General features: G+C 41.4%; 6 protein-coding genes and 1 pseudogene. 2 read left to right on the forward strand and 5 right to left on the reverse strand.

The annotated features are described in order from the left end of the window. Nucleotides 1–596: pseudogene (locus HWQ42_RS04475) on the forward strand (restriction endonuclease subunit R); the annotation flags it as partial. Continuing rightward, complete coding sequence (locus HWQ42_RS04480) at nucleotides 593–1,291, forward strand: M48 family metallopeptidase (RefSeq protein WP_292809690.1); 699 nt, start codon at nucleotides 593–595, stop codon at nucleotides 1,289–1,291. The pseudogene HWQ42_RS04475 and the gene HWQ42_RS04480, both read left to right, overlap by 4 nt. 182 nt (nucleotides 1,292–1,473) lie before the next feature. Here HWQ42_RS04480 and HWQ42_RS04485 read toward each other — a convergent pair whose 3' ends face one another. The 5 genes from HWQ42_RS04485 to HWQ42_RS04505 form a co-directional block, all read right to left on the reverse strand. After that, nucleotides 1,474–2,571 (reverse strand): lipopolysaccharide assembly protein LapB, encoded by a 1,098-nt coding sequence (locus tag HWQ42_RS04485; RefSeq protein WP_292809692.1) that lies wholly within the window; start codon nucleotides 2,569–2,571, stop codon nucleotides 1,474–1,476. Between the two features lie 53 nt (nucleotides 2,572–2,624). Next, nucleotides 2,625–3,944: a tetratricopeptide repeat protein gene (locus tag HWQ42_RS04490; RefSeq protein ID WP_292809694.1), complete on the reverse strand. Its 1,320-nt coding sequence runs from the start codon at nucleotides 3,942–3,944 to the stop codon at nucleotides 2,625–2,627. Between the two features lie 87 nt (nucleotides 3,945–4,031). Next, nucleotides 4,032–6,230: a CHAT domain-containing protein gene (locus HWQ42_RS04495; protein ID WP_292809696.1), complete on the reverse strand. Its 2,199-nt coding sequence runs from the start codon at nucleotides 6,228–6,230 to the stop codon at nucleotides 4,032–4,034. Between the two features lie 60 nt (nucleotides 6,231–6,290). Then, a complete protein-coding gene (locus HWQ42_RS04500; RefSeq protein WP_292809698.1) occupies nucleotides 6,291–8,588 on the reverse strand; it encodes a caspase family protein in 2,298 nt (765 codons plus the stop codon). 244 nt (nucleotides 8,589–8,832) lie between these two features. Beyond that, entirely contained in the window at nucleotides 8,833–11,625 is a 2,793-nt protein-coding gene (locus HWQ42_RS04505; protein ID WP_292809700.1) for a tetratricopeptide repeat protein, read from the reverse strand. Nucleotides 11,626–11,971: the final 346 nt, after the last annotated feature.

Below are 11,971 nucleotides of genomic sequence, written 5' to 3' on the forward strand. Positions count from 1 at the left end.
TTACCATATTTTGGGTTATTTTTATCGGATTTTTCTTAACATTCAACACTTTTGCACCAATTGATATCATGTCGCTGGATTTTAAAACCCATGTCCAGCGCCATCGCTCGATTAAAGCACAAGCCGCAGAAATGGAATTCGCTGCTCGTCACCATATCAGCATAAATTATGAAGAAGACCCAGTTTATTACAAAAATTTAAGTGAAAAACTAACAGAAATTTTGGAATCTTTAGCTGATAACTGGGAAGCAAAAGTTGAGGCTTTGCGGAAATATATAGAACAAATCCAAACTGGTCGTACTACAGATGAGACTGGATTAGATCCTAAAACTCAAATGCCATTTCTCAACATTTTAGGCGAATATTCCCAAAAACAACTCCCCGAACTTGCTCAAGCAACTGTGGAAATTGTCGAACATATCCGCCAAGAAGTACGACGGGTAAATTGGGGTAGCCAAATAGTCCAAGAGGATTTAAGAAGGTGGATAGCCGGCTACTTGGATGATCGTGATTTAGTGAGTTACAACCAACTTGAAGAAGTTGCGGATAAATTAGTCCAACTAGCTAGGAGAAATCGTGATAATTTAATGACATGACAAGCATAACTTTTGGCGACCTGAGTTTTGAAATTCGCCACAGTTCCAAACGCCGCACCGTAGGTATTACCGTCGAGCGTGATGGTAAATTAGTCTTAGCTTCTCCCCCAGAAGTACCAATAGAAACATTAGAAAGAATTGTCAGCGAGAAACGTTACTGGATTTACAGCAAACTTTTAAAAAAAGAGTCATTAAATCCACCAGCTAGTGTTAAAGAATACGTATCAGGTGAAGGTTTTTATTATCTAGGACGCAGCTATCGCCTGAAAGTAGTAGAGCAAGTTCAACAACAACCATCTCTGAAACTATATCAAAGCCGCTTTGAGCTACAACGCCCAGCCCAAGCTCAAGGTCGAGAACACTTTATTAACTGGTATCGGGAACACCTTCAGCCAATTGTAGAACAACAAATTGCCAAACTGATTGAACGAGTTACTACTTCGCCTCGTACCGTACAAGTACGTGAGTTAGGGAATCGTTGGGGTTCTTGCGGACACAAAGGGAATTTATATTTTCACTGGCGAGTAGCAATGCTACCACGAACGATGATTGAGTATTTGGCAATTCATGAATTAGTGCATCTAATTGAACCGGATCACAGCACTGCATTTTGGCATAGGGTGGAGCGTATTATGCCAGATTATCTTGAGCGAAAGCAGTGGTTAGCTCAGAATGGGGCAATTTATAACCTTTAGAAAAATAATGTAAGAGCGATCGCATTTTTATAAGAGTCATCAAACAGTTTTTACTATTTGGTGTGGTTTTCTCGTAGAAGCCACTAGCGATCGCCTCATGCATTACGTAAGCTGATTCTTTGAGCAGAGACTAGGAAGACGAACTCATGGAGCGATCGCACCAAAAGTTTGACTAAGAGAAGCTATTGTTGCCTTAGACTTTCTATTTGCTGCTTTAAAAAATTGGCGCGTCTACTATCACCTAGCAAAGTATATCCATTCTTGGCTTGAGAATACCAACTTATAGCCTGCTTATTATCATCTGTTGCAGCATAGACTTCCCCTAAAGCGAATTGGGCTAATATTTTCTCTTCTAAATCTTCATCATTTTTGGCAAGTTTGATTGCTGCCAAATAATTGTCCACTGCTTTTTGGGCTAATCCAGTTTGCCAGTAAATATCTCCTAAGGAGCGATAAATGATTGTTGATCGTTTACCTTTTTTTACTAAAGTTTCTAAAGTTGTGATCGCATCTGCACTCAAGTTATAGCTTTTGAAGGTATCAGTAGTTAGACCATAGGCTTGAATTGCATCTTGCGGTAAAGTATAGCGGCTGTAAAGATTTGCCAGCATTAGAGCAGTTACTTGTTCATTTAATCCTAATTTAGTTATTTTAGTTACTTCAGATTGGATAGCTGCTGCCTCAGATTTACGTAGCACTCTAAAATCGAGGTTAGAAGTGCCTTCGTCCTGAGATGTTTTGCCATTATTGGCTTTAATAACTAATGAATAGTTTGTTCCTGGTTGTAATCGAGGTAAGCCAGGATAAACTAGAGAATTGTTTTTGACCTGCTTTTGCCACACTACTCCTGTAGAACTCTGTAAAGTTACTGTATATTGCGTAGCTTTAGGTATAGCATTCCAACGGAAAGTAGGAGTACTGCTCAACAGTAGAGTATGGCGAGGGGTAATTAAGTAGGGAATTAGAGGATTATTACCGCCTAAAGTCCCCGCGGGTGCAGGTGCTTTAGATATAATTGCTTGCCAAACAGGACAGATTGTTTTTAAACCTGATTGAACGCCTACAGGAACAAATGGTTTGGAGAGATTAGGGCAAACAACTCTCACCCTGACACCTTTATCAGGCTTGATCTGATCTCCCTGATTTAATTCTGTTCCCACAGAAACAAGTCGAAAATTTGACCAATCAGGGCGCTTGAGGAATACTTTACCTGTTGAGGAGTCAATTCTAGCTGAGTAGACGGTGGCTGCTTGACCTTGGGCGATTGCAGTTTTTGTCATCCCCAATACTACTGCACTTAATACTAATATTTTGCAAGTTAGATTTAAGCTACTCATTTCTTATTCTCCTGTTCTGCCAAGCGTTTTTGAGCAGTAATTACCCAACCATCTTCATCAGTACTAGAAGCAATATCAGCGTATTGAATGCAAGTTTCCCATTCTTTTAAAGCGCCTTTTTTATCCTTTTTGGCTTCCATGACTTGTGCTAATAGACAGTAAGGGGACGCAATATTTTTTGTGACTTTGGCAGATATTTGTAGGTCAATCGCCTCTAGTAGCTTGGCTTCTGCATCAGGATAATTGCCCTGCATTAGCCTTGCCCAACCTAAATTCTTCAGTAAAGCGTATTTAGCTTCTGTACTAGGCTTTAACTTGTGTTCATCAGCTAATACTTTTAACAGCAAATTCACCGCAGGAGGATAGTTTTTGTTGAGAATGTAAAGACGAGATAGATTATTGATGGCATCGGGAATATTATCTTGCGCTGCAATTTGGTACTCAGTACGAGCAAGATCCAGTCTTTGTAGTTCTTCGTAAATTACACCTAAGCGAAAGTGAGCCAGGGCGTCATCAGGATTGAGCTTGATCGCTCGCTGATAGTTCCGTTCAGCACTTCCTAAATCATGTTCTACAAAGTTTTTGTAGCCCCAGTTCCTATACAGGATAGCAATTTGTGGCAGAGATAACCGCAGACCTAACAAGCCAATTACTAATAGAAGTGAGAAACCCGCGCTAATTTCCTGCCAAAATCGCTCTGGTATTTTCAACCTGTTAAGAGTGCGTTTGTAGGACTCCTGTCCCGCTAGGGTAAGTGCTCCACCAGCAGTTAGCAATGTCAAAATGCTTTGTGTACTTACTGCCAGTGCGCCTAGTGTATCAGGCCCACCTGTGAGGAAACGAGATGAGATGTCTCCGACTAAACCAAGAGAAATAGTTAGCGAAGATATAGAAACGGCGCTCCAAAACCAATCAAGCTGATCCCAAAATTTATGAGGCTTTCTTTCAGGTTGTAATGACCACCACCACGCTTCTTTGGGAGGATTGAAGCTGGTTTGCCAGTCAATGGTATCGCGGATAGTCGCGATCGCTGTAGCATTGTCTTTGAGTATCTTGTCTAGTTGAGCGATCGCTGCTAAACTCTCTCCAGATGTCTGCATAGTATCTGCCAGTGCTGCCTGTACTTCGTCTCGTGCTGTGAACACTTCTAAAATTTGTGTGCGTGTAAGTTGCTGTTTTACTTCTTCTGGTTGAGTTGGTTGAGCAGCATCTGCGATTATATGATTGGGATCTGTAGATGCATCAATAGTAGTCTTAAGTTGCTCAACAGCTGTTTGATAACGTTTTATTGCCTGTTGCAGGCGAGAATCAGTCATAAGCAGATAAAAAGAGAGAGTGTTATTAATTTTGGTTCACCAATAAGAGTGAATGCTGCCTAATCCTTTGGACTCATCTTCATCACTTTACTCTGATTCACCAATTAAGGTAAATGCTGCCCATTTTTTAGGATTTTTTGGATACTTTTGCATTGTAGTTAACATTGCTTGTCGCAGTGCTTGCGCTTTGTTGAGATGACGTTCTTGCATATTTCGGTAGAATTCAATCATTAATTCTGCGGTTGATACATCATTCACTGCCCATAGAGAAACAAGAACACTAGGAATACCAGCAGTCATAAATCCACGGGATAATCCGATGATTCCTTCACCTGTGATTTGTCCTCTAGCTGTATCACAAGCACTCAGAACAACTAAATCGGCTGCCATTTCTGGTATCTTCTGTATATCACTCGTTGTCATAAAACCTGAATTATTAGAAGATGGTGCCAGTGCGATCGCACCAGGCCCATCCTCACTGAAAACTTCCAGTAATCCATGTGTTGCTAGATGAATCAATCTTACCCCTGTGAGTAAATGATTTACTTCTGTAATCGTTGCTTTATCTCCTATTAAAGCTTGCACTTTAAAGAAATTAGCAACCGCTTGAGCTTCTTGTTCTGCACCTAGTAAACTAGGCAAGCGCTCAGGCTTTTGCCCTTGAACGCTGGAAAATTCTGGCATTGTAGGGTTGCCCACAACAAGTGCTGGTTTAATGAAATCATGAAGCTCATTCTGTCTTTCCCGAACACGCTGTCTTAGCTGATGTGTAAGAGATAGCGAGCGAATAGAGGGTGCAATAGATATTGTGTTTCTTTCGATTAAATATTGTCCATGTTCGTCTTGCAAGGCAGCAAACGGAACTAGCGTTAAGCTCCGATGTGGAATGAAAATAACTTTTTTATTAGCATCACGAGGTAGTAGCTCGGCAATTGGTTGAATTAAAAGCTGATATAGCTGATGTAGCTGAGTTAATTGTTGTGTATCATCGATAGGCTCAATGTTGATGGACGAGCTTCGACCTCTTACACCCATAGCCTCTCGGCTATCAATTAACACTTGGGCTAATGGTTTTTTCAACAACTTCAAATCAACTTCTCGAAAATCAACTTTCCCAGTTGGCTGAATCACCCAAATAAATAATTTTGTAGGTTTGGGGAGCAAATTCTCAAGAGATAGTTCTTGAATTTGTATAAACTGTTTGGCAGTTGACGCACCAGATGAAAAGGCATTTGTTTCATCATCTCGATACTGATTGTTATCTACAATATCTTCATAAATAATCGAGTACTCAACTAACGTGCTATTTTGCAGATGAGCAACCTGCTGTAGTTCCTTCAGTGTTACTGGTTTACTACCTAGTTCTTGCTGAGAAAATCCAGAAAGTCGAAAACCCAAATCATCAATCAAGGCAATCGTCCTTACTTGCTCAGACGCTGCCAAAGCTTGGTTTTTTTGCTTTAATTTGACTAGAACAGATTGTAGATAGCTATAAGTTAGAGCCTGCTCTTCTCCAATTTCAAATATCTTTAAACGTACAGCATCGCTTCCTGATAGAACGTCAACCTGCTGCTTGTGATCGTCTCTTTGCGTCTTTTTCCAGAGTTCGCTCCAGACTTTTCCAGAAGATCGTAATGTTTTTTCTGCATTTGGTAAATCACCTAATTTCCCCAAAGTCCATCCTAGTTTTGTTAAAGTTCTGGCTTGAGCAATTAATAGACCTCTTTCCTGCTTGGGAACGATGAAGGGTGGTATTCCGTTTTGCTCTGTTGGAAGTTTGGCAATAACCGCCGCTTTCTTATATTCCTGGGTTGCAGCAGTATAGTTACCTGATTTAACATAGTCATCGCCTAAATCCATGAGCATTTGCCAACCTGCCAAATTCAGATCGAATTCGCCATTCCATCCTTGAAAGACGGTCAGTTCGTCAGTAGGTAGTGTAGACAGAATTTGCTCGCGTTGCTCTTTTGCCTTAACGGGAAAAGATTTCTCCAAATTGTCTAAGGCTGTATTTAGATGCTTGAGGACAAGGATGGTAGATTTGCGATCGCCTAATCGTTGCGATATCTGCATCGCCTGCTTCAAGGATTGAATTGCTGGCTCAAATTGCTGAAGTGCGATCTGTTCTAGCCCTTGCTTCAATAGCCTGTCCGTTTCAGCGTTTATTTGATTCTGTTGGGGCTGTGTCAACCCTGGCAAAGGAGTCAATAAACTAGTTGTCAGGAAAACCAGAAGTGCTGAGAAGCAAGCAACATTAAGCTTGAGCCAGGAAAATTTAAATCGCATACTACATTTAAATGCAAAAGTGAATATTCATTCTTAGCAATGACCCAACCGATCGACTTACTAAGATGGCAAGATTTCAAATGTAATCGATAGTGCAGCCATCTGCTGTGTGTCTATTTGGCTGGTTCCATCAACTCGCGTTATGCCTGCACCACGAGTACCTTCGTCGAGATCGTTTAGTAAACTGACAATTGCCTCATCTGGTTTTTTATCTAAATTCACAGGTATTCCCCGTTGGCTATCTGATTCTGCTGCAAGTGCCTGCAATAACTCAATCGCCTTTTTGAAAGGTGTCGTACTGGCAATTACTAGTACTTCCGCGACACCAGGCTCACCAGCAATCCTAAATTTATACAATTCGCCGCGATCTGGGTCGGGGACTTGAATTTGTTGCCCTGCGGCAATGGGAGGAGCATCTTCATTTCCCGGTAGCGGTGAGAGAACTAACAACTCGCCATCTACACTGATGAGCAGCACACTGATGTAGAGATCGTGAGGTTCGTTATTCTGAACTAAAAAGCGGATTAAGGTTCCAGCTGTAATGCGTTGGACATTAGATGAGCGAGTGGTTTGTCCTCGACTACGACTCAGGGGTGCAACAGTTGCTCCTCTGACCGTAAATGCTTCTGCCTGAATAGCACCGCCATCTACTGTTTCCATTGCAGCGGCCACACTCAATTTTGAAGAGGTTGTATTTAAGGTCAGCTTTACCAGCCGGGCGGCTAATAAAGATTTAAGTTTTGCCTTCAAGCGATTAGTTACCCCGTCAGATACACGTTCTCCAGCAAAACCATCAGAACCAGGAATTAGATCGGCTGCTAGAGAAAACAGGGCAATGCTACCAACTTCAGGTAGCTTTTTAATATTCAATTTTTGCAACTGCTTGACATACTCCTGTGTTACTCGCCCCAGGATGTAATTTATATCTGGCTGATTAGCTGATACAGGCTCAATTCGTTTGTTAATTGCCCTAAGCGCCCGTCGTGCTGATTCTATATCTTTCCCTAACGATGGATCTAGTCCAATTCGCAAAGTCAGGTCATTGGGGATTGCCCGCGATCGCTCTTGTAATAATGTACCAGGTGCGATCGCCACTCCTCTAGTGGTTCTCTGGATCAGTTTGCCTTGTGCTTTAAGTTGTTGCCTTGACTCGATTTGGACTTGCCCTTGGTCTTGCCCTTGACTATCAACTACTGTAAAAGTTGCACCTCGTCCAAAGGCTTTTAAACTCCGAGGATCTATCCCTCCTAAAAACAAATCAATTTGATTTCCTTGTACTTTGGTAACTACTGCTTCGGCTGGTATGTTTTTTCGATTGGTAAAGTAAACTATTTGTTTATCGTTATTACTTCCCTGTTTGACGTTAAATTCTGGTTGTTGCACAACGCCGGATGTCGGAAAATATTCTTGCAGTATTTTTTGGGTTGTGGCGATCGCACTTAGCATCACCTGATTAACTGACTCAGAGGATGTTTGCTGCCAAAGATAGCGACTGAGTATATAAGTAAAGATACCAACAGGGGTATCAGCAAAGCGCGTATCAATAGCTGACTGGTCTCGTCTAGCAGCAGCAAGCATGACTCCTTTCGGCACACCTTGTTGACGCAATTTTACAAAGTCTGAGTTTGTCAACTTCAGCCGAGACATCAGTTGTTTTTGAAATTCTTGTTCTTCGGTACTTGCTAAAAGTTGAATTTTGGAATCTTTAATACGCAATAATTCTTGATCGCCGGGACGCGATCGCACTTTCAAAATCCCTTTCCTTGCACCACCTGAGAAACAACTATCTAGTACAAAAGTGACATTTTCTGTGTTGATAGCTTGCATTAATAACCACAAGGTATGTCCAGAAATATCATTGACCTTGCCTCCTTTATTGGGATATCCAGATGGGAGGGAACTATTAATGGGTACAATTGTGCTGACTCGCCCATCTTCAAAAACTTTATCTGGATCGGCAACTTGAGAACCATGTCCAGAGTAGTGAAATATTGCTACATCTCCAGGCTGTGCCCACTTAATTAGATGTTCTTCAAAAGCCTGTAAGATATTTTCACGGGTTGCCTCTTGGTCGTGTAGGACGCGAATATCGTCAGATTGAAAGCCGAAGAGATTAATCAAAAGTTCTTTCTGGATTTGAGTATCATTGACAGCCCCTTCCAGTGGATACCATTGAAAATCATTTACTTTTAGGTAATCATTAATGCCTACTAACAAAGCCCTTTTACGTGTGGTATTTTGGGCTAAAACTTGGGCATAGCGAACAGCTTGCTGCTCAATTTCTAATTGGCTAATCCCCAGAGTGGCTATAGCTGAACCAGCGAATTGCAAAAACTGACGACGCTTGATGATTGACATAGCCTACTCTTTTCCCCACATCCCCAAAATAGATAAATTTTGATTTGCTGATGAAGATTATCATCTATATATACGTATTAATACAGAAATAGGAAGACAATTGAGTGTGTTGAAATAATTTGTAGTATCTAGGATGAAACAAAGATTACAACGCCATCAGCAATATTTATAGACAAACAAAGCTGCCATCAGGTTGAGCAACAAATGCTGTCTAGAGTCATCAATTTGGCATAGGTTTTAGATATTACTCTGCCTCGCCAATAAGGGTAAATGCTGCCCAGTCTTTGGGATTTGGATGATTTTCCATAGTTTTGAGCATTGCTTGACGTAATGCTTGAGCTTTATCTAACTTGCGCTCTCGCCAGTTACGATAAAACTCAGTCATCAACTCAGCCGTGGGTGCATCGGGTACAGACCACAACGAAACAATAACACTGGGTGTACCTGCGGTAATCAAGGAACGGGATAGACCAATTACACCATCACCAGTGATTTGACCTAGCGCAGTATCGCAAGCACTCAGGACAACTAAATCAGCATTGAGTTTCAAGTCTAAAATTTCATTGGCGGTAAGTAAGCCATCGTTGAGTTCACCATTGCCAGATGGAGCAAGTGCGATCGCTCCTGGTACGCCTAATCCTTTAAAATCATCTAACAACCCATGCGTTGCTAAATGAACGATCTTAGCTTGGGATAGCTTGGGCAAGATTTTGGCTTTTATAGCTTGATTTCCTATAAATGCCTTAGTTTTAAATAGTTTAGCAATTTCATTTGCTTCCCCTTCTGACCCTGGCAAATTAGACAATTGCTGAGGTGAATCGCCAAGTTTCGTAGTGACTTTAGGCATAGTGGGATTACCCACAACCAATGCTTCTTGCAAATCTGCGGGGTGTGGCTTGAGCCTTTGTTGATGGGTTAAATTTAGAACCTGAATTGCAGGTGCAGTGAGAATTGTATGCTTTTCAATCAAATACTTACCATTAGCATCTTGTAAGGCGGGAAAGGGAACTAGAAACAGTTGACCTTGAGGGATGAAGATAACATGAGAGTTTGGGTCACTGGGAAGGAGTCCGGCGATGGGATCGATCAGTAATTTGTATAGTTGTTGAGATCGCTTTTTCTGGTCTGCTGCATCAACTACAGGTTCAATCTCAATGCTTGCACGTCCTCTTACACCAATGGACTGACGGCTGCTAGTAACAAGCTTTGCTAGAGAGGTGCTTAAAGATTTTTTGAGGTCAACGGAGCGAAACGCTACCTTACCTGTAGGCTGAATAACCCAAATGTAGAGGTCTTCATCGGAAACAATGGAGTATTCAACCACAGAGGCGTTTTGCATTTGAGCAATTTGTTTGATTTGCCCAAGATTCACAATGAATTTTTTTTGCAAGGATTCAGGATTCTGCTTTTGCAAATCGGGGGATAAACGGGATGCTAATAACTCAATAAATGCTTTTGCTCGTCCCTGTTCAGCCACTTCTAGTGCTTGATTAGTCTTCTTTTGAGCAACCAAAACTCTTTGCAGATTTCGGTAAGTAGATTGTTGAGTTTCAAAAATAGAGATTTTACTTTCATCAGTTAATCCAGGTCGCAGTGATTCCCAAATCTCAATGGCGGCCAGTAGTCTTCTTTCAGCATCAGCATACTGTTTCAAATTGTAATAAGTGAAGCCAAGGTTGCTAAGATTAGTGCCTTGACCTCTTGCATCGCCGATTTGTTTAAAAATGGCTAATGCTTGCTGAAAGTAATCCAAGGCTTTGGGGTACTCTCCCGGACTTTTGTAAATAAAGCCAATGTTGTTGAGGGTAATGCCAACACCAGAGCGATCGCCGATTTGTTTAAAAATGGCTAATGCTTGCTGATAGTAATTCAAGGCTTTGGAGTACTCTCTTTTGCTGTCGTAAATAAAGCCAATGTTGTTGAGGCTATTGGCAACACCAGAGCGATCGCCGATTTGTTTAAAAATGGCTAATGCTTGCTGAAAGTAATCCAAGGCTTTGGAGTACTCTCCTTTTCTGTCGTAAATTCCACCAATGTTGTTGAGGGTAGTACCTTCTTTAGAGCGATCGCCAATTTGTTGACGAATGGCTAATGCTTGCTGATAGTAATCCAAGGCTTTGGGGTACTGTCCGAGACCGTCGTAAACTAAGCCAATGTTGTTGAGGGTAGTGCCAACACCTGAGCGATCGCCGATTTGTTTCATAATGGCTAAAGCTTGCTGATAGTAATCCAAGGCTTTGGGGTACTCTCCTTTTCTGTCGTAAATAAAGCCAATGTTGTTGAGGCTTTGTCCAATACCTGAGCGATCGCCGATTTGTTTGCGAATGGCTAAAGCTTGCTGATAGTAATCTAAGGCTTTGGGGTACTGTCGCAGACTGGAGTAAATAAAGCCAATGTTGTTGAGGATAGTGCCAACACCTGGGCGATCGCCGATTTGTTTCATAATGGCTAAAGCTTGCTGATAGTAATCTAAGGCTTTGGGGTACTCTCCTTTGCTGTCGTAAATTGCGCCAATGTTGTTGAGGCTATTGCCAACACCTGAGTGATCGCCGATTCTTTGACGAATGGCTAAAGCTTGCTGATAGTAATCCAAAGCTTTCGAGTACTGACTTAAATTACTGTATGATAAGCCAATATCGTTGAGCGTTCTGGCTTCTTCAGCGTGATCGCCTACTTCCTTCCAAATTACCAAAGCTTGCTCATAAAATGCGATCACTTGAGAAAACTCAGCTTGAGCATAGTAAACATCACCAATACTGTAGAGAGTAACACCTTCACTCTTGCGGTCTTTAGCTTGCCGATATAAAGCCAAAGCTTTTTCAAATGTCTCTTGTGCTGCTTGAAATTGATTTTGCTCTAGTTTTTGTTTACCCTCTGTTAAAAGTCTATCTGCCTCAGCTTTCGGATTTTGAGCAGTTTGGGTCTGTGCCAAAATCTGATTGACAAAGGCTGCGTTTGCTGATGATTGTCCCAAAGTTGTGAAGCACAAAAGCAGGCTGACACAAAATAGACTAAAGCGATGGCGGTCTAAAAGCATATAGCTATTTTCATTTACATGAAATACTGAATATTTTACCCCGTTTCATGTGGAAACCCTTCTTTTTAGGGCTGTAGTAAGGTTTTTAGAGAAAACAAGGTTATAAAAAGGGGAAATTAACTTTTGCAAACGGATACAATCGCATTGCAGACTAATGCAATCACATTGCAAGCCGATGCATTGGCATTGTCAGTCGATACAATCGCATTGCAGACTGATGTATTAAATAAAATTACGAGTTGCGGATTACAATCCATTACCAATTAAAATAAACGGTGCCCAGTAGTAGGGATGGGACTTCCAAAGAATAAATTATTCCAAGAAAAACAAGAAATATGTTTTCTCA

The sequence above is a fragment of the Nostoc sp. JL23 genome, assembly GCF_017115065.1.
In the GTDB taxonomy this organism is placed as follows: domain Bacteria; phylum Cyanobacteriota; class Cyanobacteriia; order Cyanobacteriales; family Nostocaceae; genus Nostoc; species Nostoc punctiforme_A.

Coding starts and splice junctions, on each gene's coding strand:
- HWQ42_RS04480 (WP_292809690.1), top strand. CDS start 593: ATGACAAGCATAACTTTTGGCGACCTGAGTTTTGAAATTCGCCACAGT.
- HWQ42_RS04485 (WP_292809692.1), bottom strand. CDS start 2,571: ATGACAAAAACTGCAATCGCCCAAGGTCAAGCAGCCACCGTCTACTCA.
- HWQ42_RS04490 (WP_292809694.1), bottom strand. CDS start 3,944: ATGACTGATTCTCGCCTGCAACAGGCAATAAAACGTTATCAAACAGCT.
- HWQ42_RS04495 (WP_292809696.1), bottom strand. CDS start 6,230: ATGCGATTTAAATTTTCCTGGCTCAAGCTTAATGTTGCTTGCTTCTCA.
- HWQ42_RS04500 (WP_292809698.1), bottom strand. CDS start 8,588: ATGTCAATCATCAAGCGTCGTCAGTTTTTGCAATTCGCTGGTTCAGCT.
- HWQ42_RS04505 (WP_292809700.1), bottom strand. CDS start 11,625: ATGCTTTTAGACCGCCATCGCTTTAGTCTATTTTGTGTCAGCCTGCTT.